The sequence below is a fragment of the Parafrankia soli genome (assembly GCF_001854695.1).
Classification (GTDB): Bacteria; Actinomycetota; Actinomycetes; order Frankiales; family Frankiaceae; genus Parafrankia; species Parafrankia soli.
In genome coordinates this window covers 206350-232022 of record NZ_MAXA01000001.1, presented here as the reverse complement: position 1 = coordinate 232022, position 25673 = coordinate 206350, and the positions used below count along the sequence as shown (strand labels likewise).

Here is a 25673-nt window from a genome sequence, read left to right as displayed (position 1 = left end):
GGGCGGAGGCTACCCGCGCGCCGGCCGGCCGCAACCAGCGAGGACAGTCAGCGGCGCCACACCCGCATCACACCGTGCCGCTACCGGGCCTGGCACCACACCGGCACTTCGCCGGTACTGCCGCCGGGCCCGGCGGCAGTACCGGTTCAGAGGTACTGGCGGGACGGCCCGACCATCGCACGCACGGTGCGCCCGTCATGGAACTCGCCGATCGCGGTCATCACCCAGGTTGGCGCCCCCGGCTCCCGCTGGAGACGGCACATCACCAGTCCCGTCGCCGGCTTCGACTCGGACAGGTCGAACCGCACCAGCTCCTGGTTGGTCTGGTCGTCGACGAGCCGGCAGAAGGCATTGCGGATGTCGGTGAAGGACTGCCCCTGGAAGCTGTTCACCGTGAAGATCAGACTGACGACGTTCTGCGGCAGCGCGCCGAGATCGACGAAGATGGTCTCGTCATCGCCCCCGCCCTGGCCGGTGAGGTTGTCCCCCGAGTGGCGGACGGCGCCACGCGCCCCCTTCTTCGACATGAACCAGACCTTGTCGACGTCCTTCCCGCGGTCGTCGAACAGGATGCAGGACGCGTCGAGGTCGATGGAGCGGCCCTGCTGCGCGGGATCCCAGCCGAGACCCATCCGGACCCGGACCAGCGGCGGGGCGCCGGTCTTGACCAGGGACACGCTCTGGCCCTTGCGCAGCGAGACCCGGCCCTTGTCCAGGTTCACCCGGCCGGGCACCGCGCCGGCGGGAGCACCCGGGCCGGGCGGGCCGGCGGGCGGCGGACCCCACTGCTGGCCCGGCGGCGGGCCCCACTGCTGCGGGTTCGGCGGCGGCGGAGCCTGCGGCGGCGCGCCAGGCGGCGGACCCCACTGCTGACCGGGCGGGGGACCCCACTGCTGGCCCGGCGGCGGGCCCCACTGCTGCGGGTTCGGCGGCGGCGGGCCCCACTGCTGGCCGGGCGGGGGCGAGACGACCTGCGTCGGGGCGTCGTACTGCGACGGTGGCGGGGCCCCCGTTCCGGCTCCGGGGCCCGCGGACGCTGGTGCCGCCGCGGTGTTCCCGGAGCCCGGGTCGTCGACGGTGATCCCGAAGTCGGTGGCGATCCCGGCCAGGCCGGAGGCGTAGCCCTGGCCGACGGCACGCACCTTCCAGCTCCCGGCACGGCGGTACAGCTCGACCAGCACGAGGGCCGTCTCGCTGCTCATCCCGGCCGGGTCGAACCGGACGACCTCCTGACCGCGCGCGTCCCGCACGACCACGGCCAGGCCGCGCACGCCGGCGAAGGTCGGCGGGCCGGCGCCGTCCAGGCTGCCCGTGACCACGACCTTGTCGATGTCGGGCGGCACCGCGGTGAGCGTGAACTCCAGCGCCGACGGCGGCGCGAGGCGCACCCCCGGACCGGCCGGCTGGTTGAAGAAGACGAAGTCGGCGTCCCCCCGCACCTTGCCGGACGGGGTGACCAGCAACGCGGCGATGTCGAGCGGGGTGGACGAAGACACCTCGACCCGCACATCCGTCATCGGAAGCGGGGCGTTCGCGCCCTTGCTTAGCACCTGTGCCATGTGGGCCCTCCCATCCGCCGTCACAACGAACTGCCGCGGCGTGGCGATCCTACGATCGACCGCTATGAGCGCAACCGACGATCCCACCCACGACGACGATCCGGTGCACGACGATCCTGTACATGACAGCCCGGTGGACGTCGGACCCGACGAGGTGCTGCGGCGCGTCGAACACCACCTGACCGGCTGGTTCGGCCCGGACACCGGGCGGGCCGGAGTCACCTTCCTCGGCACCGACCCGATCGAGATCCTCCGCTTCGGCCCCGACCCCGACGGCGTCGTCCGCTATGTGACCCTCGGGATGGCCCGCGAGCCGATGACGCCGCCGGAGGCCACCGTGCGTGACCCGGCCGGCCCGCGGGCCGAGCTCGTCCTCTCGCTGCGCGGGCACCGTGAGGGCACGGCCCGAGTGCTCGCCGTGCTGGCCGCGGTGCCGGTCGTCGAGGGACGTCCGATGATCGCCGGCGCCGGGCTCGATCTCGGCGAACCGCTGTGGGACGGTGCGCGGTTCACCGCCGTCCTGATCGGTGAGCCGGGCGGGCTGGTTCCCGACCTGGAGCTCGCGGCCGGGGACGCCGCCCGAGCGGCGAGCGCGCCGGCGCCCGTCCACTTCCTGCCGCTGTTCCCGATGACCCCCAACGAGGCCGCCTACAAGCGCGTGCACGGCGCGACGGCGATGCGACAGCGCTGGCTGGACGCCGGCACGGACCTCCGGGACCCCGACCGCGCCGAGGTCGGCCTGGGCTGAGCTCCGCGGCGGCCGGGTACCTCGGGCGGCCGGGTACCTCAGAGCTCGACGCCGGCCAGCACCATCACCCGTTCGACGGTGAGGTCGGCCATCGCCGAGCTGACGCCCTCCCGGCCGAGCCCGGAGCCCTTCACCCCGCCGTAGGGCATCTGGTCGGCGCGGTACGACGGGACGTCCCCGATGATCACGCCGCCGACGGCCAGGGTGCGGTGGGCCCGGAAGGCCGTGGCGAGATCGTGGGTGAACACGCCGGCCTGCAGACCGTAGGAGCTGTCGTTGACGCGGGCGAGGCCGTCGTCGAGGCCGTCGACCGGCTCGAGTACCAGTACGGGGCCGAACACCTCCTCGCGTACCACCGCCGCGTCCCGCGGTACCCCGGTGAGCACGGTGGGCGCGAACGCCGTCCCCTGCCGGGTTCCCCCGCACAGCACAGTCGCGCCGCGGGCGACGGCCTCCGCAACCCAGGCCGCGACCCGCTCCGCCGCGGCGGTGTCGATCAGCGGGCCGACGTCGGTGGCGGGGTCGGCCGGATCCCCGCCACGCAGCTCGAGGACGGCCGTCACGATCTCCTTGCGGGCCCGGCCGAACAGCGAGCGGTCGACGAACACCCGCTGCACGGCCACGCAGGACTGGCCCGCCTGATAGTTCGAGAACAGCGCGATCCGGCGGGCGGCATGGCGCAGATCGACGGGGCTGGAGTAGTCCGCAGCGATCAGTACCGCCGCGTTCCCGCCCAGTTCGAGCACGACGTGCTTGCGCGGGACGGCGTCCCGGATCGCCCAGCCGACCTGGCCCGACCCGGTGAAGGACACCACCGGCAGCCGTGGGTCGGCGACCAGGGCGGGCATCCGGTCGTCGGCGACCGGCAGCACCGACCAGGCGCCCTCGGGCAGATCCGTGTCGGCGAGCAGCTCACCGAGCAGCAACGCGGACAGCGGCGTGCGTGGCGCGGGCTTCACCAGGATCGGCGCGCCCGCAGCGATCGCGGGCGCCACCTTGTGCGCGACCAGGTTGAGCGGAAAGTTGAACGGCGTGATGCCCAGCACCGGTCCGATCGGAAATCGCCTGGTCAACGCGATCCGCCCCTCACCGGTCGGGTCGGTGTCGAGCCGGTCGAGGTCGCCGGCGAAGCGCCTGGCCTCCTCGGCACCCCACCGGAAGGTCGAGGACGCCCGCGCCACCTCGGCCCGCGCCCAGGTGAGCGGCTTGCCGGACTCGCTGGTGATCAGGCTGGCGATCTCGTCCCCGCGCCGGGCGATCGCGCGCGACACGCTGCTGAGCGCACCGGCTCTGACATGGGCGGGAAGCGCGGCGCAGACGGGCGCCGCGCGGACGGCTGCGACCAGCGCGTCCTCGACGTCGACGTCATCCGGCCGGGCGACCGTGCCGACCAGCCGCCCGTCGAACGGGCTGCGGACCTCGAACGCCTCCGCCGCCGAGCGCCGCTGACCCGCCACCCAGAACCGCGTCGCCGACACCCCGTCCCCACCGCCCGAGCCCCCGCCGGAGCCGCCGCCGCCCGGAGCCGGGCCCGAAGCCCTGGCGGCGACCCGGATACCCGTGGCCGGGGCCGGCGGACCGACGATCCGCGGCCCGGTGCCCGTACCGGCGCTGGCACTCGTGCCGCTGGCATCCGTGGCGATGCTGACGCTTGTGGCAGGGCTGACACCGGCACTCGCGCTCGTGCCGGAGCCGGCGCTCGTGCCGGGACCGGCGCTCGTGGCGGCGTTGGTCGCCGTTCCCGCGCTGGTGCCGGCGCCCGCGCCGGACCACCCCGGACGGCCGTCGTCGATCACAGGACCACCTTCTCCTCACCGACGGCGGTGGACCTCCCGGGCGTCCTCCCGGCCCGGCGCCCGTCCCGCGTGATCAGCGGAATCATCGTGACCCCTCCCGGCCCTCGCGCGGCCGAACCGGACGCGGACGCGCGGATGCCCCGCCCTGCCCTAACCCACAGAACAACAAGTGTCCACGACGGGAACACCGCCACTCATTCGGGACCTCACCGACGACGCGCCGTAACCCCACGCTGAGACAACCAGGCGTTCCGTATCCGTCCGGTGGCCCCGGCAGCCCGGCGCGAACCGGTCGGACGGGCGTCGCCGGGCGTCGCCGGGCGCGCCGGTTTGCGTCCCGCCAGCGGGGCGTGTGTTGTCGGGGCCAGCGCTCAGGCGAACCGCGGACAGCGACGGATCGGGGCGGGAGAGATCATGAGTGAGACCGGCCAGGCTCAGCTGCCCCCGCGGGGCGGGCCCGGACTGCCGCAGGTCCGCCGGCTGGTCACCGCGATACCCGGGCCGCGCTCGGTGGAGCTGGCGAAACGCCGGTCCCAGGCGGTGGCCCGCGGGGTCGGCGAAACCCTGCCCGTCTACGTCGCGGCGGCCGGCGGTGGCGTGCTGGTGGACGTCGACGGGAACTCGCTGATCGACTTCGGTTCCGGCATCGCGGTGGTGAGCGTCGGCAACGCCGCCGACGCTGTCGTGGAGAACGTGCGCGAGCAGGCCGGGCTCTTCACCCACACCTGTTTCATGGTGACTCCCTACGAGGGCTACGTCACCGTGTGCGAGGAGCTCGCCCGGCTCACCCCGGGCCGGCACGAGAAACGGTCCGCCCTGTTCAACTCGGGCGCCGAGGCGGTCGAGAACGCGGTGAAAATCGCCCGGGCCCACACCGGACGGTCCGCCGTCGTGGCGTTCGCGCACGCCTACCACGGCCGGACGAACCTGACGATGGCACTGACCGCGAAGTCGATGCCCTACAAGCACCACTTCGGGCCGTTCGCCCCGGAGATCTACCGGATGCCGATGGCCTACCCCTACCGCTGGCCGGGCGGCCCCGCCGCATGCGGCGAACAGGCCGCGGCCCAGGTGGTGGAGACGATCGCCACGGAGATCGGCGCGGAGAACGTCGCCGCGCTCGTCATCGAACCGATCCAGGGCGAGGGCGGCTTCATCGTCCCCGGCACCGGCTTCCTGACCCGACTGGCCGAGTTCTGCGCGCAGACCGGGATCGTGTTCGTCGCCGACGAGGTGCAGACGGGCTTCGCCCGCACCGGCGACATGTTCGCCTGCGAGCACGAGGGCATCGTTCCGGATCTGATCGTCACCGCGAAGGGCATCGCCGGCGGCCTGCCGCTCGCCGCGGTCACCGGACGCGCGGGAATCATGGACTCACCCCACGTCGGCGGCCTCGGCGGGACCTACGGCGGCAACCCGGTCACCTGCGCCGCCGCGCTCGGCGCGATCGCCACCATCGAGCGCGGGGACCTCACCGCCCGCGCCCGCCACATCGAGCGGATCGCGATGCCCCGTCTGCTCGCCCTACGCGACCGCTACCCGTTCATCGGGGACGTCCGCGGCCGCGGCGCCATGCTCGCCCTCGAACTCGTCGCCGACCCGACCGAGGGAACGCCACCCAACCAGCCCGCGCCCGCGCCCGACCGGATGGTGACGGTGGCCGCCGCGGCAGAGGCCCACCGCCGCGGGCTCGTCCTGCTCACCGCGGGCACCTGGGGCAACGTGCTGCGCCTGCTGCCCCCACTCGTGATCCCCGACAACCTCCTCCTCGAGGGCCTGGACATCCTGGACGAGGTCTTCGCCGACATCGCCAGGCACCGCCCCCGCCCCCGACTCCAGCCCCAGCCCCAGCCCCAGCCCCAGCCCGACAGTCTGCCGCCGACCCACTGACATCCCCCGCAGGTGGCCTGACGGGCGTCGGATGCGGCCGGTCGCCGGGATGCCGGCGGCGACTGCTGTGTCACGGCCTGGCGCGACGTCCCTGCCCATCGCCTGGGCGGGTTGACCGACATCTGCCACCGAGGTGGACAAGTCCCGTGGGCCAAGCATCAGAACAGGGCTGGCTGGGCATCAATCGTCCACCAGCCGCACGTGGAGGCGGAGGATGACTGTGGCTCCCAATGTCGTAGCTCGCACCATCGGTCGCCAGGAGACCGAATCGCCCGGGAAGGGGTCACCCCTGGAAGGGTCCCCCAGGAGATCCCCCAGGAAGATCCCCGGCAACGGATCGCTCAGGAACAGGTCCCCCAGGAACGAGTCAGTCGGGAACAGGTCGCTCAGGGAGAGGTCCTCCGGGGACGGGCCGCCCGGGGACGGGGGGTCGCCCGGCCCCACGTCGCCCGGCGGCGGGCGGTGACCACCCCGCCGGTGTGCCCGGCCTGCCTCGGCGGCCTGGCGCCGCCGGACCTGTGGAGTGACAGGTGGCGGTGTGAGTCGCACGGCGATGTCGAACCGTTCCACGAGGCACGGTCCTCGCGGGAGCAGGTGCTGCGGAACCTGGGGCGGACCAGCCAGGTGCCGGTCTGGCTGCCGTCCCCGATGCCGGTCCACTGGTTTGTGAGCGGCGTGGGCTGGGCGGGTGACGAGCGGACCGGCCCGCACGCGACCGCGTTCGCCGCGAGCGGGCCGTCGCCGGTTGGCGGGCCGGCCGAGATGGTGCTGGTGGCCGAGACACCGCGGGTGGGCCTGGGCAGCCGGCTGGCCGGGCTGGTGGTGCCGGACCCGGAGCGCCTCGACGAGGTGCCCGAGGCCAAGATCGAGGCGGCGGGGCACCCGACGGCGCTCTGGCCCATTGCCGCACCACCCGATCGGGCGGCGTTCGTCGGGGAGGCGCTGGGCGTCTGGCTGTGGTGCGTGCTGTGGCCGGCGGACGCGGCGCTGCTGCTGCTCGAGCACCTCGTCATGGAGGACCTGCGGGACGATCCGCGGCTGGTCGACCAGTTGCTGTTCGGCGCGGCGGGCTCGCACCTGTCGATCCGCTGACCTCGCGCCGACGCCCCGGCAGGCCCGTTGCCCGTGACGTGCCGGGGCGCCGGGCAGCAGGGCGTCTGGAATCCGGGTCCGACGCCGGCGAGTCGGGGAGTCGGGGAGTCGGAGCGCGGAAGCGACATCGGCCGGCGCTGGCCTCGAAATCGAGCATGCGGCGCCTTTCATCGCGCTACGATTCTGGCTCCCGCCCGTTCGACAGGTCAGAACCGGGAGCCGGAGTGACTATTCTGCGCGAGCCGTCCGGCCACGCCGTCGAACACGCGGAAGCCGGACACTCCCGGCCACGCACGAACATGCTGGGATATCTTCGCACCACCTCGCACAAGGATATCGCCGTCCTGTACACGGTGACGTCGTTCGGGTTCTTCGTCCTCGCCGGGATCCTGGCCATGATGATGCGTGCCGAGCTGGCACGGCCGGGTCTGCAGTACTTCTCGAACGAGCAGTACAACCAGCTTTTCACCCTGCACGGCACGCTCATGCTGCTGATGTTCGCGACGCCGCTGGCGTTCGCCTTCGCGAACTTCCTCGTACCGTTGCAGATCGGGTCACCGGACGTCGCTTTCCCCCGGCTCAACGCCCTTTCGTACTGGTTCTTCCTGTTCGGCGGGCTGATGGTCGTCGCCGGCTTCCTCACCCCGGACGGCGCCGCGGACTTCGGCTGGTTCGCCTACGCCCCACTGAACAACAAGACGTTCAGCCCGTCGGTCGGGGCGGACATGTGGATCCTGGGCCTCGTCGTCTCCGGGCTCGGGACGATCCTCGGCGCGGTCAACATGATCACCACGATACTCACCCTGCGCGGCCCCGGTATGACGATGTTCCGCCTGCCGATCTTCTGCTGGACGTTCCTCGTGACGTCCGTGCTGGTGATCGTCGCGTTCCCGGTGCTGGCTGGGGCCCTGCTGTCGCTGGAGGCCGACCGGCGCTTCGGCGCCCACGTGTTCGACTCGGAGAACGGCGGCGCCATCCTCTGGCAGCACCTGTTCTGGTTCTTCGGGCATCCCGAGGTCTACATCATCGCCCTGCCGTTCTTCGGCATCATCAGCGAAATCATCCCGGTCTTCTCCCGGAAGCCGGTCTTCGGCTACAAGGGCCTGGTGTTCGCCACCATCGCCATCGGCGCCCTGTCGATCGTGGTCTGGGCACACCACATGTTCGTCACCGGCGCGGTACTGCTGCCCTTCTTCGCCGTGATGTCGTTCCTGATCGCCGTCCCGACCGGTATCAAGTTCTTCAACTGGATCGGGACGATGTGGCGGGGAAATCTGAGCTTCGAGACCCCGATGATGTTCTGCCTCGGGTTCCTCGTGACGTTCCTCCTCGGTGGGCTGACCGGGGTGATGCTCGCGAGCCCGCCGATCGACTTCCACGTCAGCGACAGCTACTTCGTGGTCGCCCACTTCCACTACGTGGTGTTCGGGACGGTCGTCTTCGCGGCGTTCGCCGGCACGTACTTCTGGTTCCCCAAGCTGACCGGCCGGATGATGGACGACCGGCTCGGAAAGATCCACTTCTGGACCGTCTTCCTGGGCTTCCACCTGACGTTCCTGGTGCAGCACTACCTGGGCATGCAGGGAATGCCCAGGCGGTACGCCGACTACGGGCCGGGCGACGGATTCACCACGTTGAACACGATATCGACCGCCGGCAGCTTCCTGCTCGGGGTCTCGACACTGCCGTTCATGTACAACGTGTGGAATTCCTACCGCCGCGGCCGGCTCGCCGTCGTCGACGACCCGTGGGGGTACGGGAACTCCCTCGAGTGGGCGACGTCCTCCCCGCCGCCCCGGCACAACTTCCACCAGCTGCCGCGCATCCGCTCCGAGCGCCCCGCCTTCGACCTGCACTACCCGGAGGTCGCCGGCGTCACCGACTACCACGCCACCCCCGAACTGCGCTAGCCCTCGCCCGCCGGCCGCCCGCGGGCACGGTCAGGGCAGGTCAGGCCTGGGGCGGCGTGAGCAGGCGCAGGGCCCCGGGCCGGACGACGATCTCGGCCGGGAGGTCGGCGATCGGGTCGCCGTCCGCGTAGACCTGGAACGGGCGGTCCGCGTCCACGACGAGCCGCTCGCCCCGCCGCACCTGGACGTAGGGGACCTCGACGTGCCGGCCGGAGAAGATACGCGGGAACAACCGAAGGAAGGTGAACCGCCCGGTGCGCGCGACCAGGACGATCTCCAACCGGCCGTCGGCGATGTCGGCGTCCGGGGCGAACTTCATCCCGCCGCCGTAGTACGGACCGTTCGCCGCGCCGACCGTCCACCCGACGTGCTCCAGTGGCGGCTCGCCGTCGATGGTCACGGTGAACCGGGCCGGCTTCCAGGCCGCCACCCCGCGCAACGCCGCGTAGGTGTAGACGCTCTGGCCGGACAGCCAGGTCGTCCGGTTCGCGATCACCTGGACGTCGGAGTCGAACCCGAGGCTGGCGATCCCGACGAACGGCACCCCGTTCGCCTCCGGCAGGTCCACCCTGCGCTCCACGGCCGCGACGAGCGCGGTCGCGGCGAGTGCCGGATCGCGCGGGATGCCCAGTCCTCGCGCGAAGTCGTTGCCCCGGCCGCCGGGCAGCACCGCGAGCACGCCGCCCGACCGGGCGACGGCGCCCGCCACCCTGCCGACCAGGCCGTCACCACCCAGCGCGACGGTCACCCGTCCCGCCGCGACGGCCGAGCGGGCTAGTTCCTCGGCGTGCTCGAGGCTTTTCGTCGTCTCGACGGAGACGTCCTCGGCCCAGCGGGCGAGCGCCGCGCGGACGCCGTCGAGGACCTTCGCCGCCCGGCCGCCGCCAGCCTTCGGGTTGACCACGACGGTGAGCCTCGAACGGTCCACCGCCGCGTCGGGCACCTCGGCCCGCGCCGTGGTGCTGCTGCTGGCCGTGCCCGGCTCGGTCATCCGTCGTTCCCTCCCCGCCGACGCCCTGCCGGCCGCGGCAAAGCCTACGGCCACCGGCCGTCCGCGACCCCACCGCCGGCCCCGGCTGATCCGTGGCGGCCAGCTGGCGCCGCCCCGGCGCCAGGTCCGGTACCGGACCCCGGTGCCGGACCTGGCGCCTGACCTTCAAAAGCCGCTGTTCGTCGCCGGTGCAGGCTCAGGCCTCCTGCGCGCCGGGCCTCCCGGCCTCGACGACCCAGGTCGCGTCGGTCGACGCGGGGGCGTCCCGCTTCGCGATCGTCTCGACGACCCGCATGTCGGCGCGCCACTCGTCGGGTGTCACGGTGACGCGGGTGTAGCCCCGGAGGTCACCGCGGAAATAGCGCACGTGCGGGTTGAGCCGCGCGTTGTTCTCCCGGACGAAATCCTCGCTGACGAGGAAGAAGCCCGAGCTGATGGACGTACAGACGAACTCGGTCGCGATCACCGGGGTCTCCGGGCGGTCGAAGTCGACCCGCAGGTCGTTCACCCAGGCGCAGTGGATGTCCCCGGCGAGCAGCACCGGGTTGGCGACCCGGGTGTCGCGCACGGCCGAGAGCAGGCGCGTCCGGTAGGGCACGTAACCGTCGTTCTGGTCGAGGTTGGTGAGCACCTCGGAACCGGGCAGCTGGCCGTGTAGCTGGGCGGCCATCGTCTGCTGGGCGATGACGTTCCAGCGCGACCGGGAGGTGCGCAGGCCGTCGACGAGCCAGGCCTCCTGGGCGGTGCCGGACATGGTCCCGGCGGTGTTGTCGTCGCCCAGCCGGACGGCGCCGATCCCGTCCGGCGGTGACCCGGGCTGCGGGGTCCGGTACTGGCGGGTGTCCATCACGTTGAGCGTCAGCAGGTCACCGAAGGTGAGACGACGGTAGATCCGCAGGTCCGGCGAGCCCGGGTCGAGCTCGGCGCGGATCGGCATGTGCTCGTAGTACGCCTGGTAGGCCGCGGCCCGCTGCCGGGCGAAGACCTGCGGGTCCTGGTGCCGGGGGCCGGTGTCGCCGCTCTCGTCGACCAGGCCGGCGTAGTTGTTCTCGGCCTCGTGGTCGTCCCACGCGACGACCCAGGGGGCCACGTGGTGAGCGGTCTGCAGCGCGGGGTCGGACTTGTACTGCCCGTAGCGGTTGCGGTAGTCGGCGAGGGTCTGGAGCTGGTCGAGCCCCGGCTTCTCGGGGGTGGTGTGCCGGCGGTCGGGGTACCTGCTGTCGGGGTCGTACTCGTAGATGTAGTCCCCGACGTGCAGGACGAGGTCCGGGCGGTCGCCGGCGATCGCGTCGAAGGCGGGCCAGTAGCCGTTCTGGAAGTCCTGGCAGCTCGCGAGCGCGAAGGACAGCTCACCGCCGGGCGAACCCGGCGCGGCCGCGGTACGGGTCCGCCCGACCGGGCTGAGGACGTCGCCCGCCCGGAACCGGTAGTAGTAGTCCCGCCCGGGCTCCAGGCCGCGGACGTCCACATGGACCGAATGGGCGAAGGACGTCGTGGCGAGCTGGGTGCCGGCACGGACGACGTCCGCGAACTTCTCGTCCCGGGCGACCTGCCAGTCGACCTCGACGTCGCGCCTGGGCATGCCCCCACCGGCCATCGGTTCCGGCGCCAGCCGCGTCCAGAGGATCACCCCGTCGGGCAGCGGGTCGCCGCTGGCCACGCCGAGTGAGAAGACCCCGTCGCGGATCCCCGGGATGGGGGTCGGCGCGCGCAGGGTCGGCGCGGGGGACGGCGCCGGCCCGGAACCACCGCCRCAGCCGCCGACGACCGCCGCGGCCAGGCCGCCGATCCCGCCGAGGAGCACCGCCCGCCGGCCCGGCCGCATGGGCGCGGGCACGGGTGAGTATTCGTCCCGCGTCACGGCCCTGATCACACCACAGTGGGGTGAACGGGGGGCGACGATCGGCCGACCATTTTTACCGATCTGGCAGATAAACGCTTACAGCCAGTTTCGCGAAGATTGATCTACTGCGCGGTGCGTCATGTCCGGTTCGGGTGTTCCGCGGAGCATCGCGGTCGGCTGTGGTTTGTGGTGACCACGGCCCGCGGGGGCTCGGGTGTTCCGCGGGACACCGCGATCAACTGTGATTCGTGGTGGCCTCCCCCTCGGGCAGGCGGTCCGCGCGGAGCCCCRCCCCCGCCCCCGGAAGCGGGGCCGGAGGGAAGCGATAAGTATTCGCGCCAGCCCGGCCGCTATGCACGGCAGCCGAGGAACCGCGGCGGTTGAGTGACAGCCAGGACTCACTCACCCGCCACACATCGCCCGGCGGCGGGAGCCAGCGTGCATAACGGCTTGTGTCGCGTTGCACAGAAGGGTATGAATTGGGCATTTCGGGTGGCCCGTGGGGGGCATGGGCGTTCAGGAGGTGGTCGGCGGCGAGGGCGGAAACTCGGATGATCCTTCCGAAGCGATCTGTTGAGACGACCAGCCCGATCGGTCCAGTCACACAGGGTCTAACATTTCGCCCCGCCCGTTCCCGACCGGAAGAACAGGATGGCCCCCGACTCGGTACTCGACCTGCTCGCCGTGCAGATGGCACAGGACATCCTGCCGGCGCGGGTCCGTGACCTGCTCCTGGCCGCCCTGGACGGCGACGTCCCGCTCGCCGCGGAGTTGGCCCGGCGACGCGGAACCGCCGGTCCCGGCGAGCCGCCCACCACGAACGAGGCACGCACCACCGGCGGGCCCAGTACGACCGGCAGGCCCAGCACGACCGGCAGGCCCAGCACCGCCGGCGGGCCCAGCACCGCCGGCGGGCCGGCCGTCCACCTGGAGTCGATCGGCGTACATGGGTTCCGTGGGATCGGGCCGCTCGCGGTGCTCCCCCTCCGGCCCGGGCCGGGTCTGACTCTCGTCACCGGACGTAACGGCTCGGGCAAGTCCAGCTTCGCGGAGGCCGCCGAGATCGCGCTGACAGGCGACACCCGCCGCTGGTCACGGCGGGCGGCCGTCTGGCGCGGCGGCTGGCGCAATCTGCACAGCACCGGGCCCGCGCGGGTCGAGATCACCTGCACGGTGGAGGGTCGACCCGGGCCGGTCACCGTCACCCGGACCTGGCCGGAGGGCGCCGGTCTGGACGAGGGCGCCGGCGAGATCCGCGCCTCGGACGGCGGGGCGTGGTCACCGTCCGGGTGGGACTGGGCTCTGTCCACCTACCGGCCGTTCCTGTCCTACGCCGAACTGGGCGATCTCCTCGGCGGACGTCCCAGCGCGATGTTCGATGCGCTGCACGCGATCCTCGGGCTGGACGAGATGGTCGACACGGCGCGGCGCCTGAGCTCGGCGCGCAGCCGGTTCACCGAGGCCGCGCGCCGCTCGCGGGAGGAGCACACCGCCCTGCTCGCGGCGCTGCGGCGCAGCACGGACCCGCGGGCAGTCGAGGCCGCCGACGCGTTGCGGGACGCCGCACGTCCCGATCTCGACCGAGCCTGGGCCGTCGCGGCGGGCCTGCCGGCGCCGAGCACCGCGCCGCCCGCGAAGCCGGCGGCACCGCGGGAGCCGGCGGCACCGCGGGAGCCGGCGGCACCGCGGGAGCCGACGTTGCTGCGGGAGCCGGCGGTGCTGCGGGAACTGCTGGGGCTGCGGGTGCCGGCGGAGTCCGACGTCCGGGAGCTCGCCGTACGGCTGCGCGCGCTCGCGACCGAGGAGACGAGGCTGGCGGCGACGGCGGCCGGCGACGCGGCCCGCCTCACCGACCTGCTGGCCGCCGCACTCGACCACCACGAGCACCAGAACGCCGTCCACGCGGGTGGTCCGTCATCTGAGGGTCCCGAGGACGGCGATCGGGGCCGGGGTGGGAGCGGGAGCCGGCCGTGCCCGGTCTGCGGGGTCGGGCGGCTCGACGAGCGGTGGTGGCACGCGACACGGGCGGAGGTCACCCGCCAGCGGGAGCGGGCCGCGGCCGTGCTGGTCGTGCGCGCCGGCCTCGCCGCCGCGCTGGCCGACGTCGCGCTGCTGCTCGCACCCGCCCCCGAGCCGCTGACCACCCCTGAGCCGCTGGCTCCCTCCGCGCCCCTGGCCCCCTCCGGGCCGCTGACCGCCCCCGGGCCCTTGGCTCCCTCCGGGCCGCTGACCGCCGATGGGAGCACGGACGTGCTGGCCGCGCTGGCCGCGGCCGCGGGCATGGCCTGGCGCCGGTGGGCACGGCTGCGCGACGACTCCGACCCGCTGGCCGTCGCGGACGGGCTGGAGTCCGCCCACCCTCCGCTGCTGCGGGCGGTCGAGGCCCTGCGGGCGGCCGCCCGCGACGAGCTCGACCGCGCCGACGCCGACTGGCGTCCGCTCGCTGCCCGGGTCACCGCCTGGGTCGGGGCGGCGCGGGCGGTCGATGCCGACGCCGACGCGCTGGCCGACGTCCGACAGGCTCTTGACTGGCTGCGGGAGGCGACCCAGCGGCTGCGGGACGAGCGGATGCGGCCCTTCGCGCAGCGGTCGGCCCAGATCTGGTCGATGCTGCGCCAGGAGAGCAACGTCGACCTGGGCCCGGTGCGCCTCACCGGCAGTGCCAACCAGCGGCGTGTCGACCTCGACGTCACCGTCGACGGGGTGGACGGCGCCGCGCTCGGCGTGATGAGCCAGGGCGAGCTGCACGCGCTGGGGCTGGCGCTGTTCCTGCCCCGCGCGACCAGCGACGCGAGCCCGTTCCGTTTCCTCGTCATCGACGACCCGGTGCAGTCGATGGACCCGGCGAAGGTCGACGGGCTGGCCCGCGTACTCGCCCAGGTTGCCGAGACTCGGCAGGTCGTCGTCCTCACCCATGATGATCGGCTGGCCGACGCGGTGCGCCGGCTGCGGCTGCCGGCGACGGTGCTCGACGTGGTCCGTCGCGAGGGGTCGCTGGTGCGGCTGCGCGGGAACCTCGATCCGGTCGGGCGCCATCTCGCGGACGCGCGGGCGCTCGCCCGGACCGGTGACCTGCCCCGCGACCTGGCGATGATGCTCGTCCCGGCGATGTGCCGCTCGGCGGTGGAGACGGCGTGCAACGAGGTGGTCCGGCGGCGCCGGCTCGGTGCGGGGGCGCGCCACGCCGAGGTCGAGGCGGCGCTCGCGGCGGCGCACTCGGTGAGCGAGAAGGCCGCCCTGGCCCTGTTCGACGACGCGCGCCGGGCCCGCGGCGTCCTGCGCCGCCTCGACGGCCACGCGCCGTGGGCCGCCGACACGTTCCGGGCCGTCCGGGACGGCGTGCACGTCGGGTACGACGGCAACCTGCTGAGCCTGGTCCGCGACACCGGCCGGCTCACGGACCACATCCGGACCCTGGATTGACCCGCGGCCGGCGGCCGGCGTCGCCGCGGTCGCCTTCGCCTTCGCGGTCACCTTCGCCGCCGCAGTCGCCGTCGCCGGACCTGCGGCTGGACCCCGCGGTGGCGCTCGCCGAGGCCGACCGCCTACTACGGCGGGAGACCCCGGCGGCGGACGGGTCGTGGCCGCGGCTGTGCGCCTGGCTGCTGCGGCTCGCCGTGGAGCAGGCCGTCGACGAGGTGTGGCGGGCGCACGGCCGGCCGGAGCTCGTCCGGCTCTCGATGCGGGCCCAGCTGCTGGTGCTGCCGAGTTTCACCGATCCGGGTGCCGCGGACGAGGCCGGCGCCGCCTGGTACGCGCTGTCCCGGGCCGGCCATCAGCATGCCTACGAGCTGGCTCCCACCGCCGCCGAGCTGCGCCGCTGGCACCAGGACCTCTGCTCGCTCCTGCCCAGGCTGATGGCGGGGCGCGCACAGGCCGTCACGCCGGCGGAGGGTGGCCGGACGGGCGGATAGTGTGGGTCGGATCGGCTCAAGGAGGTCGCGCTGCCCACAACTCCCGCCCCGGCCGCCGGTCCCGCCCCGCCCCCCGGCCTGGTCCCCGGTCCGTCCTCCGGAATCGACCTGCACACCCATTCGACCGCGTCGGACGGGTCGGTCAGCCCGGCGGAGCTCGTCCGGCTCGCCGCCGCGACGGGCCTCGAGGTGCTCGCGCTGACCGACCACGACACCACCGGCGGGATCGACCGGGCCGCGGCGGCGCTACCTGCCGGTATGACGCTGGTGCCCGGTGCGGAGATCTCCTGCCGGGTCGCGGTGAACGGGCACCAGATCTCGATGCACGTCCTGGCCTACCTGTTCGACCGGGCCGAGCCCCGGTTCGCCGCCGTCCGGGCCCGGCTGCGGGAGGAGCGGGCCACGCACGCCCGCCGGATGGTGGAGCGGCTCGCCGCGGCCGGTCACCCGGTGCGCTGGGAGCGGATCCAGGAGCTGGCCCGGGGCACCGTCGGACGTCCGCACGTGGCGGCCGCGCTGGTGGAGGCGGGACTGGTACCCGACGTGAACAGCGCGTTCAGCCGCGAGTGGATCGGCGCGGGTGGGCGCTTCTGGGTCGAGAAGGTCCAGCCGGACGTCCACGAGACGCTGCGGCTGATCCGGGACGCCGGGGGCGTGAGTGTGTTCGCGCACCCGTTCGCCACCTCCCGCGGCGAGACCGTCGGGCCCGACATCATCGCCGCCATGGCCCGGGACGGGCTGACCGGCGTCGAGGTGGACCACCCGGATCACACACCGTGGGCCCGGGCCCGGCTGCGGGAGATCGCCGCCGATCTCGGTCTGGTGACCACCGGCTCGAGCGACTTCCACGGCGACCGCGATCGGCGGGACCTCGGGTCGGAGACGACATCCAGGGACAGCTACGAGGCGCTGGTCGCGAAGGCCAGCGGGTCCAGCCCGATCCGGGCTTAGCGAAACCCGGCGACGGGGCCGGCGGCCGTCCACCGCGGGGCGGCGGGCGGTCAGACGCCGGAGCCGCAGCCGGTGCCGGGCGCGGGCGTGGGTTCGGGACCGCCGAGCCGGCTCAGCAGATCCCCGAGGAGATCCTGCTCCTGCGGGGTGAAATGGTCGAGAACGTGCCGCGCCACCCCTCGGAGGTGGGTTCCCGAGGCGTCCCTCAGCCGCTTCAGCCCCGCGTCGGTGAGCGTCGCCAGCGTGCCGCGGGCGTCCGACGGGCAGGAGCGGCGTTCCACCAGGCCCTCTCGCTCCAGGCGGTCGACCAGCCGGGTCAGCCCACTGCGGGACAGCAGAACCTTCTGCGCCAGCTCGCTCATCCGGAGCTGGTACCCAGGTGCCTCGGCAAGCTGCACGAGGACGTCGTAGGAGGCGAGCGGGAGCTGGTGCGCGGCCTCGAGCTCGGCTTCCAGGAGCCGCGTGGCGTGCGCGTGCGCCCGCAGGAGCTGCCGCCAGGCTCGCATGCCGCGGGCGTCCACCATCCATCTCGGCTCGGCCAGCCCGGATCCAGCCGGCCCAGACCCAGCCAGCTCGGACTGGGCCCGCCCGGGCTCGGATCTCCCGGACTCGGATCTCCCGGACTCGGCCACCTTCTGCTCGGCCACGGTCGAATTCTCCCGCCCCACGTGGATCAGAGTACGACGAGTCGGTACGGTCCCGCCCGGATCTCAGGCGCCGTCAAGGGCCRACCGCACCACTGTGCCCGGCTGTACCCATGCGCCCGGCCGAACGTGCCACCCGGGTCCCCGCATGCCCGCACGCCGGGCACCGCCTGCCCCACCGTGTTCCGCCCCCCCACTGCCGGGCCGGCCCAGCCGCCCATGCGCGGGCTATCGTGGAACGAGGTCGCACCCGGTACACGACCTACACGCGATCTGCGCAACGTGACCCGTCCACTCGCCCGTCCCGGCGGTACACACCCCGGCGGGCCGATCCCGAACACGACTGCGCCGGACCCGTCGAGCACGGTCCGGCACCCCGAGCCCCCGCAATGTCACAGCCCCCCGCTATGCCACATCCGAGGTCGGCCACGACCGAGGATGTCGACCCGCGACCGAGGTTTCCCTTGCCACCAGCCCTGCCTTCGTCCGACGCCATCCAGTCCGCCCTCGCGACCGTGCTGGACCCGGAGATCGGACGGCCGATCACCGAACTGGACATGGTGGATTCGGTCCACGTTCGTGACGACGGATCTGTCGATGTGGTCGTCCTGTTGACCGTCTCCGGCTGCCCGATGCGGGATGAGATCACATCCCGGGTCACCCGCGCCGTCAGTGGTGTGGACGGCGCCCGGGACGTACGGGTGACCCTCGAGGTGATGACCGCCGAGCAGCGGACGGCCCTGCACGAGAAGCTGCGGGGCGGCACCCCGCAGCGGGTCATCCCCTTCGCGCAGCCCGGGTCGATGACCAGGGTCTACGGGGTGGCCAGCGGCAAGGGCGGCGTCGGCAAGTCGTCGGTCACCGTCAACCTGGCGGCCGCGATGGCCCGGTCGGGGCTCGCCGTCGGCGTCCTCGACGCGGACATCTACGGCCACTCCGTCCCCCGGATGCTGGGCATCGACCGCGCACCCACGCAGGTCGAAAAAATGATCATGCCACCGCAGGCCCACGGCGTGAAGGTCATCTCGACCGGCATGTTCACCCGCGGCAACCAGCCCGTCACCTGGCGCGGCCCGATGCTGCACCGAGCCCTCGAGCAGTTCCTCTCGGACGTCTTCTGGGGCGACCTCGACGTCCTGCTCCTCGACCTGCCGCCCGGCACCGGGGACATCGCGATCTCCCTGGCCCAGCTGGTTCCCTCGTCCGAGCTGCTACTGGTGACCACACCCCAGCTCGCCGCGACCGAGGTCGCCGAGCGCGCCGGGACGATCGCCGTCCAGACCCACCAGAACGTCGTCGGCGTGGTCGAGAACATGGCCTACATGCCGTGCCCGCACTGCGGCGAGCGCGTCGACGTGTTCGGCGAGGGCGGTGGCGCGGCCGTCGCCGAGCGGCTGACCAGGGTGCTCGGCCACGAGGTGCCGCTGCTCGCCCAGGTCCCGGTGGACGTCCGCCTCCGGCAGGGCGGCGACTCCGGCAAGCCGCTGGTCCTCTCCGACCCCGACTCCGAGGCCGGGAAGGCGCTGCGCGCCGTCGCCGAGCGGCTGACCTTCCGCTCCCGCGGCCTGTCCGGCCGCTCGCTGGACATCAGCCCCGCCCGCCGCTAGACGCTCTGCGGCGGGCGGGAGCATGCCGGCCGGCTGAACCAACGCTGGCTCGGCTGAAGCAAAGCCGACCCGACCGGACCGAGACGTTCCCCGCGCGGTGGAGGCCCGCCGCGCGGGGAACGCGACCGGGGACCGGATACGAGAAAGCCGCCGGGCAGGGGCTCGGCGGCTTTCTCAACAAAACGGATACCCAGGTCATCCCGACCCCGTCAGGACGGCCTTCGCGGCGACACGAACCGGGCGGACACACAAGGCCCCGCCGGTTACCAGCGGGGTCCTGCGGAGACTGGCGCCTGGCGCCCGGGATGTCAGGTCGTGTCAGGGTCGAACGGGGGCGGGGTCGACGTCGACTCGGCCCGCTCCACACGTGCGGGCGCGGGCGGCGGCGAGCTGGCCGCGACAGCCGTGCCGCCAGCCGGGCTCGGCTTGGTCAGCGACGGCCGGTTCGCCGGCTTCGCGCCCGCCTTGGCCGCCGTGCTGCTCTCGGTGCCGGCCGGCAGGTGGGCCTTGGTCAGCGCGGGCGTGGCCGGCGGCTCGTCCTCACCCAGCAGCGAGTCGAACGAGGTGCGCTTGCCCGGGTAGGCCGGGAACAGCGAGTCGTCGTCGCCCTCGAAGAGGTGCTTGCGGACGAAGGTCTTGGGATGCAGGTCCCGCAGGTCGAGGTCGGCCAGCTCGGGGCCCAGCTCGGACCGCAGGTCGTTGCGCATGCCGTTCGCCATCTGGCGGAACTGGCGCAGCATCCGGCCCGCGTCGCGGGCGGCCCTGGGCAGCCGATCGGGCCCGAAGACGAACAGCCCGATCAGGAGCAGTACGACTACCTCGCCCCACCCGACGCCGTTGAACACAACGGTCAGAGTACCCCGCCTGCCACCGCCGGCGAAGGGCTCGAACATGACGAACAGGTGTCCTGAGCGCCACTGCGACCTGGGCCGCCGGCCGCGTCGTCCGGGCGCGCGCACCCGACCAGGCGGTTCCGCCCCGGGACAGGCCTGCGTCCAGGCGCCTGGCCACCCCACCGATGTGCCACCGCGTGCCCCGCCGCGCAGGCACGGGGCCGGGGCAGGCACGGCCGGAGCGGTATCAGCCGGGCGACTGTTCCTGGAGGACCACCCGCGCCGTGCTCTCCACTCCGTTGCGCTGGAAGGTCACGGTCACCGTGTCGCCGACGTGGTGCAGCCGGGTGGCCGCGGTGAGATCGTTCGTGCTGGTGACGACCGTGTCGTCGACCCGGGTGATGATGTCGCCCGGCAGCAGCCCGGCCGCGGCCGCGGGGCCCGCCGGCTCGACGTCACGGATGATCGCGCCCGGGGTGGTGCCGCGCGCCCGGGCCTCGGCGGCGGTGACCGTGGCGGCCGACACTCCGGTGTAGGGGTGGGTCGCCCGCCCGGTGCGGATGATCTCGTCCGCCACCGACGCGGCGTAGTCGATGGGGATCGCGAACCCGACGCCGACGCTGCCCGACGGCGCCTGCCCGCCCGGCGCCGTCGCGATCGCCGTGTTCAGGCCGACGACCTGGCCACGGGCGTCGAGCAGCGGGCCACCGGAGTTCCCGGGATTGATCGCCGCGTCGATCTGGATCGCTCCGATGATCACGGATGCCCCGCCGCCCTCGGCGGGCACGGTCGGGTTCCGGTCGAGCGCGCTGACGATCCCCGTGGTGACCGTCCCCGAGAGTCCGAAGGGCGCACCGATCGCGATCACCGGAGCGCCGGCGACCAGCGACCCGGACCGTCCCAGCGTCGCCGCCGGCAGGCCGGAGGCCCCGGGGATACGCAGCACCGCAAGATCCGAAGAGGCGTCCCGTCCGACGATCTCGGCGAGCACGGGCTCGGCGCCATCACTCATAGTGATCATTACCTGGCCACCCGCGTTCGCCGCCGGCGCGATGACATGGTTGTTGGTGAGTACGTAGCCCTCAGACCGAATGATCACCCCGGAGCCGTTCCCGCCCTCGGCCCCCGCCGTCACGTCGATGGTCACAACGGACGGCAGCACTCGCGCGACGACCCCGGCCACCGAGCCGGGGTCGATGACCGTCGGCGCGGCCTCGGCGGACGCCGCCGGCGACGACGTCCCCTCGGAGTCACCCAGCGTCAGGCTCGTCACCCACCCACCGGTCGCTCCCCCCAGCAGTCCGGCGATCACAGCAGTGATCACGAGCGCCCGCCGGCCGTGGCGGATCTTCGGAGCGGCCGCGCGGTGGTGCGTCGCCGCGCTCGCGGCTCTCGCCGCGTCGGCCGTTGCTCTGGCCGCATCGGTCGTGGACGCACCAGACGTCGACCCCCCTGCTGCGGAGACGGGTGCCGATTTCCCGGCGCCCGACGTCCCAGCCGCCGAGGTCGCTGGTACGGATGGGGCGGATGGGGCGGGCGTGGCCGAGGAGGGCGCAGACCTACCGGATGGCGCAAGCTCCGAGGGCGGCGGCGTGGGCGGGCGCGGGGCGCGCCGCGGCCCCACCAGATCCACCAGCGGGTCGGCCAACGGCCGGCCGGCAACGCGCTGGTCGGCGTCCCGCGAGGTCGTCTCACGGAGGCCCTCCCGCGCGACGCTCCCCCGGGCACCGTCCCTGGAGACGGCCTCACGACTGGTCTCCCGCGAGACCGGTGCCCGACCCGTCTCCCGCGAGACCGCCCCCCGGCTGCCCTCCCGCGAAACACTCCCTCGGGTGCCCTCCCGCGAGACGGCCTCACGGCTGCTCTCCCGTGGGACGGCCTCCCGCGAAGCCGACGGCAGCGGGCCCTGCGGTGGCGGAACCGAAGGCCGCGAGCTCTCCCGCGCAACCGCTGGCCGCGGCCGCGCCGTCACACGCGCCTTCGCGGCGGTGCCCGGATCGGAGCCTCCCCGGGCAGCCGGCGCGCCAGGGGCCGATCCCGCTCCTGGCGCGGGCCCCGTGCCGGAAGCGGCGCCCGTGCCCTGAACGCCACGCCCACCACCGTCACGCTCCAGCGCGCCCGCGCGGGACGCGGTGTCACGCCGACCCGGATCCCCGGTAGGCGACGCGATCGGCGTGCGGGCCACGCTTTCGGGGCCCACGGAGCCAGTCCGCGCGGTGGCGTCCCGGCTGGCGGCGCCGTTCTGAGAGGACGAGCCATTCCGCCCGGCAGCATCCCGGGTAGCGGAACCGTTCTGAGAAGACGAGCCGTTCTGGGCGGCACGGCCTTCCCGGACGAGCGGAGTCTTCGCGGCAGCGGCACCATCCGACGCCCCCGGGGGGACGGCGCCCTGCCGGCCCGCCGGCCCCTTCGGCGCGGCGGCTGCCTCCCGTGCGGCCGTAGCCCGACTGGGCGCCTCCCGGCTGGATGCCTCCCGATCGGCTGGTTCCCGGCCGGATGTCGCGCGAGCGGCCGGGCCCCGTGGGCCGGCACCGTCCCGTTCCCCGCCGACGCGCCTGGTCGTCTCGTCGCGTGTGCCGCCGGTGGCCCCGGCGTTACCCGTCGTGGACGAGCTTCCCGTGCTGGACGGGCGGCCTGTGGTCGGCGCGCTCCCGCGTGTGGTGGCCCGGACCGGCTCGACGAAGGGTGGCCGTTCCGCCGCCGACGCGGGGCGGCGCGGCGCGTCCGCCCGGGCTTCGGGGCCGGGACGACGCTCCGTCGCAGGGCGACGTTCCGGCCCGTGCAGCGGCAGGGACGCCGGGACCGGTCGGCTCACGCCTCCCGACGACGGGACGGTGCCCTCCGCCGCCCGCGAGCGGGGTGCGGGCACGGGCACTGACGGGGCTTTTGCCTTGTCCGTGCCAGGACGGGCATCGGTGGTCTGGTCGTCGCCGGTGGTGTCCACATGCCCTCCCCGATGTGCTCGGCTCGCGGCGCTGCGGACCGTCGGCGGCTCATGCACCACCGCGGCCCGCGAGACCGAGCGGACAACACGGTAGAGGTTCACGGAGCGGCACAGCAGGGCCACCAGACACCAAATCCGCCGGCACAGGCCGCCGAGACCACTCATCGTGAGGGAGTCGGCGCGTTCACGCACTCTGCGGTTACCCACCTGCCCTTTTCGGCAGTGAAAAAGCCCGGTGGACGACCTTCGCGTTAGCCCGATCGGGCCATCAAATGATCACTCATGGCGCCGCGGGGGAACGATCGCGGCGCCACGGAGGGCTCGAGGAGGGCCCGTCGAGAGCTGTCGGGAGCTAGGGACGCCGCGGGAAGGACACCGAGGCGATCATCTGGACCGAGCGGGGAACACCGGCCGCCGGTGCCTTCGCCGGGATCACGGTCGCGACCGTGGGGACCGAGCCCTGGTCGGGCCGCCGGGGCGCCGCGCGCCCGTCCGCGAGCGCCGCGCCGCTGACCGCGAGGAGCATGAACGCGGCCGACCCGACGAGCGTCCGCCGCATCCGGCCGTGCCGGCGCGGCCGGGGGGTTGTGATCGCCGGGCGGCCGTGCCCGGCGGCGCGCACGGCGACCTCGGCACCGGCCAGAGCCGCGCCGCACCCCTGTGAGCTGGAAGCGAGGCGAGCGGACCCGGCCGGGACCCGGGACGACGCGGCCCCCGGTGGACGTTTGACCAGCAAGGCTGATCGGCCCGCGGAGGCTCCTGGCCGGGACGGCGACCCGCCCGGTCGAGCGGGGCGACCGGTGCGGACCAGGCCCGCCTGGCGCGCCGGCGAGACGGCCGGACGGACCGACCTGCGCGGAGCGGATCCCTCGGCGACGAAACCGCTGGCCATCGCGGGCATTCTGCGCGGGGCGGGCGGCGCGGGCCGCGCGACCTGGTACTCGCGAGCACCGAGGCTGAGCAGGGTCGAGGTCAACGTGCTGGGGAGGGTGGGAGTCGCCAGGGCGGAGAGCCGGGCCTTGAGCCTGCGCTGCTCGGCTACCTCCGCCTGACAGTCGGAGCAGCACGCAAGGTGTGCCAGCGCGCGATCCCTCTCGTCGTGGCTGAGCTGCCCGTCGACCAGGGGGGTGAGGCGCTCACCGAGATGGCTGCTCACGCCCGCCGCTCCCGAGGAGCACCGCCCTCGGCTCCGACGGCACTGCTCACCGGACCTCGGCGGCGGTCGGTCCGGCGACCACGGCGCCCCGACCTGTCCGGTTCGGCCGCGGCGGCGTCGACCGCGAGCTGGCTCTCACCCGGACTCGTGGCGCCCACCGGCGGCCGTTCCCAGGAACTGCTGGTCTCCGCCTGGGCCGGGGACGGCCCCGTGGCCGGGCCCACCGCGGCGTTCGAGACTCCGTCGTCGCCCGCCATCGCCATCCCGCGCGGGGCGCGGTCGGCGAGCGCGGCGCGCAGCATCGCCCGCCCCCGGGAGATCCGGCTGCGGACGGTGCCGAGCTTGACCCCGAGCGTCTGTGCGATCTCCTCGTAGGAGAGCTGCTCGATGTCGCACAGCACGACCGCGGCACGGAAGTCCGGCGGCAGCGCGGCGAGAGCGGCCTCGACGTCGGCGTCCAGATGGCTCTCGGCGTAGACGGCCTCCGGGCTCGCCTCACGGCCGGCCAGGCGCTCGGTGTCCTCCGGCAGGGCGTCAAACCTGATCTTCTGCTGGCGGCGCATCCGGTCCAGGAACAGGTTGGTCGTGATGCGGTGCAGCCACCCCTCGAAGGTGCCGGGGGTGTAGTCGGCCAGCGAGCGGAACACCCGGACGAAGACGTCCTGGGTGAGGTCCTCGGCGTCGTGCGCGTTGCCCGTCAGGCGATAGGCAAGGCGGTACACCCGGTTGCCGTGCTCCCTGACCACGTCCTCCCAGGACGGAGGCACCCAACCAGCTACTTCTGGGGTGGCGGCCGTGTCGGGGACGGCCGAACCAGCCCCGAGCTCCTGCGCCGCCACAGCCGCCTCTCGGTCGGTTCGCGACGAACGTACCCGACGCGCCGGCCAGGGAGCGGCGAATCCCGCTGCGGACACCGATGTTTCTCCCCTCGACCCAGTCGACACGGGCGCACTGACAAGACGAACGTTCCTGTCTTGTCTCCCGTTCCCGTAGGCTGCGGATGTCATGCCGGACATCGACATCGCCGCACGGGAATCTGCCGTCGCCTACGCCGAGGGCTTCCTCGTGGAAGACCCCGTTCTTCGTGCTGCCCGCGCCCGTGCCGAGGAGGTCGGGATCGCCCCGGTCAGCCCCGGCGCCGGGGCGGTGCTCCGCTTCCTCGCCGCATCCGTCGGCGCCCGCGCAGTCGTCGAGATCGGCACGGGTACCGGTGTGTCCGGAACGTGGCTCCTCCGCGGGATGCGTCCTGACGGAACCCTGACCACGATCGACGTCGAGGCCGAGCACCTGCGGCTCGCCCGCCGCATCTACGCCGACGCCGGGATGGCCCCCGGCCGCTCCCGGCTGATCACCGGGCGGGCCCTCGAGGTGCTTCCCCGGCTCACCGACGGCGCCTACGACCTGGTGTTCTGCGACGCCGACCGGCGGGAGAGCACCGAGTACCTGACCCAGGCGCTCCGCCTGCTCCGTCCCGGCGGGATCGTGGCGTTCACCGGAATCCTCGCGGGCGGGCAGACCGGCGACCCGGCCACCCGCGTCCAGGATTCCGTGGCCGTCCGGGAGCTGGCGACCGCCGTCCGGGACGACGTTCGCCTCACCCAGATGCTGCTCACGACCGGGGACGGTCTGCTGGTGGCGGTCGTGGCGAAGTCCTCCCCCGTCGGCTGATCGCCCCGCCGACGGCACCGGGATCGGTGCATTAGACCGGTATTACCGATTAGTCTCTGTGGGCCGGGCGCTACGCCCGTGCCGTCGGCAGCGCGTCCCAGTCCCTGCCCACACGGATCCTGCCCAA

The 25673-nt window shown here is 73.6% G+C and carries 18 protein-coding genes; 9 read left to right on the top strand and 9 right to left on the bottom strand.

Features of this window, described 5'->3' with window-relative positions:
- Nucleotides 1-146: 146 nt before the first annotated feature.
- Nucleotides 147-1559 carry a TerD family protein gene (locus BBK14_RS00955; RefSeq protein WP_071059333.1) on the bottom strand — a complete coding sequence of 471 codons (1413 nt, stop codon included), beginning with the start codon at nt 1557-1559 and terminating at the stop codon, nt 147-149.
- A 64-nt stretch (nt 1560-1623) separates the two neighbouring features.
- On the opposite strand from BBK14_RS00955, the gene BBK14_RS00950 reads away from it, so the two are divergent.
- Nucleotides 1624-2307, top strand: coding sequence for a suppressor of fused domain protein (locus BBK14_RS00950; RefSeq protein ID WP_071059332.1), 684 nt, complete (start codon nt 1624-1626; stop codon nt 2305-2307).
- A 38-nt stretch (nt 2308-2345) separates the two neighbouring features.
- Here BBK14_RS00950 and BBK14_RS00945 read toward each other — a convergent pair whose 3' ends face one another.
- On the bottom strand, nt 2346-4103 hold the full coding sequence (locus BBK14_RS00945) for an aldehyde dehydrogenase family protein (protein ID WP_420849109.1): 1758 nt from the start codon (nt 4101-4103) through the stop codon (nt 2346-2348).
- Nucleotides 4104-4517: 414 nt separating this feature from the next.
- Between BBK14_RS00945 and gabT the strand changes: the two genes are divergently transcribed.
- The 3 genes from gabT (at nt 4518) to ctaD (ending at nt 8995) form a co-directional block, all read left to right on the top strand.
- A complete protein-coding gene (gabT, locus tag BBK14_RS00940) occupies nt 4518-5993 on the top strand; it encodes a 4-aminobutyrate--2-oxoglutarate transaminase (RefSeq protein ID WP_071059331.1) in 1476 nt (491 codons plus the stop codon).
- A gap of 462 nt (nt 5994-6455) precedes the next feature.
- Nucleotides 6456-7085, top strand: a complete 630-nt coding sequence (locus BBK14_RS00930; protein ID WP_071059329.1) for a DUF6758 family protein — start codon at nt 6456-6458, stop codon at nt 7083-7085.
- A gap of 224 nt (nt 7086-7309) precedes the next feature.
- A complete protein-coding gene (ctaD, locus tag BBK14_RS00925) occupies nt 7310-8995 on the top strand; it encodes an aa3-type cytochrome oxidase subunit I (protein ID WP_071059328.1) in 1686 nt (561 codons plus the stop codon).
- A 40-nt stretch (nt 8996-9035) separates the two neighbouring features.
- Here the strand turns inward: ctaD and BBK14_RS00920 are convergent, their stop codons facing one another.
- A complete protein-coding gene (locus BBK14_RS00920; protein ID WP_071059327.1) occupies nt 9036-9986 on the bottom strand; it encodes a diacylglycerol/lipid kinase family protein in 951 nt (316 codons plus the stop codon).
- 196 nt (nt 9987-10182) lie between these two features.
- On the bottom strand, nt 10183-11811 hold the full coding sequence (locus tag BBK14_RS00915) for an alkaline phosphatase D family protein (protein ID WP_116429951.1): 1629 nt from the start codon (nt 11809-11811) through the stop codon (nt 10183-10185).
- A gap of 669 nt (nt 11812-12480) precedes the next feature.
- On the opposite strand from BBK14_RS00915, the gene BBK14_RS00910 reads away from it, so the two are divergent.
- The 3 genes from BBK14_RS00910 (at nt 12481) to BBK14_RS00900 (ending at nt 16694) form a co-directional block, all read left to right on the top strand.
- On the top strand, nt 12481-15252 hold the full coding sequence (locus BBK14_RS00910) for an ATP-binding protein (RefSeq protein WP_071059326.1): 2772 nt from the start codon (nt 12481-12483) through the stop codon (nt 15250-15252).
- Nucleotides 15253-15350: 98 nt separating this feature from the next.
- Entirely contained in the window at nt 15351-15743 is a 393-nt protein-coding gene (locus tag BBK14_RS00905; protein WP_235013910.1) for a hypothetical protein, read from the top strand.
- Nucleotides 15744-15845: 102 nt separating this feature from the next.
- Complete coding sequence (locus BBK14_RS00900; RefSeq protein WP_116429950.1) at nt 15846-16694, top strand: PHP domain-containing protein; 849 nt, start codon at nt 15846-15848, stop codon at nt 16692-16694.
- 50 nt (nt 16695-16744) lie between these two features.
- Here BBK14_RS00900 and BBK14_RS00895 read toward each other — a convergent pair whose 3' ends face one another.
- The gene (locus tag BBK14_RS00895) at nt 16745-17341 is read right to left on the bottom strand and encodes a MarR family winged helix-turn-helix transcriptional regulator (RefSeq protein WP_241831020.1); all 597 of its coding nucleotides are present in this window, start codon (nt 17339-17341) and stop codon (nt 16745-16747) included.
- A gap of 461 nt (nt 17342-17802) precedes the next feature.
- Between BBK14_RS00895 and BBK14_RS00890 the strand changes: the two genes are divergently transcribed.
- Nucleotides 17803-18945, top strand: a complete 1143-nt coding sequence (locus tag BBK14_RS00890; protein WP_071059322.1) for an Mrp/NBP35 family ATP-binding protein — start codon at nt 17803-17805, stop codon at nt 18943-18945.
- Nucleotides 18946-19253: 308 nt separating this feature from the next.
- Here the strand turns inward: BBK14_RS00890 and tatB are convergent, their stop codons facing one another.
- From tatB to sigE, 4 genes are all read right to left on the bottom strand, one after another.
- A complete protein-coding gene (gene tatB / locus BBK14_RS00885) occupies nt 19254-19790 on the bottom strand; it encodes a Sec-independent protein translocase protein TatB (RefSeq protein ID WP_041255473.1) in 537 nt (178 codons plus the stop codon).
- Between the two features lie 235 nt (nt 19791-20025).
- Nucleotides 20026-21051: a S1C family serine protease gene (locus BBK14_RS00880; RefSeq protein WP_241831019.1), complete on the bottom strand. Its 1026-nt coding sequence runs from the start codon at nt 21049-21051 to the stop codon at nt 20026-20028.
- 2023 nt (nt 21052-23074) lie between these two features.
- On the bottom strand, nt 23075-23878 hold the full coding sequence (locus BBK14_RS00875; RefSeq protein WP_071059320.1) for an anti-sigma factor family protein: 804 nt from the start codon (nt 23876-23878) through the stop codon (nt 23075-23077).
- Entirely contained in the window at nt 23875-24717 is an 843-nt protein-coding gene (gene sigE / locus BBK14_RS00870) for an RNA polymerase sigma factor SigE (protein WP_071059319.1), read from the bottom strand. The genes BBK14_RS00875 and sigE overlap by 4 nt, the downstream gene beginning before the upstream one ends.
- A gap of 166 nt (nt 24718-24883) precedes the next feature.
- On the opposite strand from sigE, the gene BBK14_RS00865 reads away from it, so the two are divergent.
- Nucleotides 24884-25546 carry an O-methyltransferase gene (locus BBK14_RS00865; RefSeq protein WP_020458528.1) on the top strand — a complete coding sequence of 221 codons (663 nt, stop codon included), beginning with the start codon at nt 24884-24886 and terminating at the stop codon, nt 25544-25546.
- Nucleotides 25547-25673: the final 127 nt, after the last annotated feature.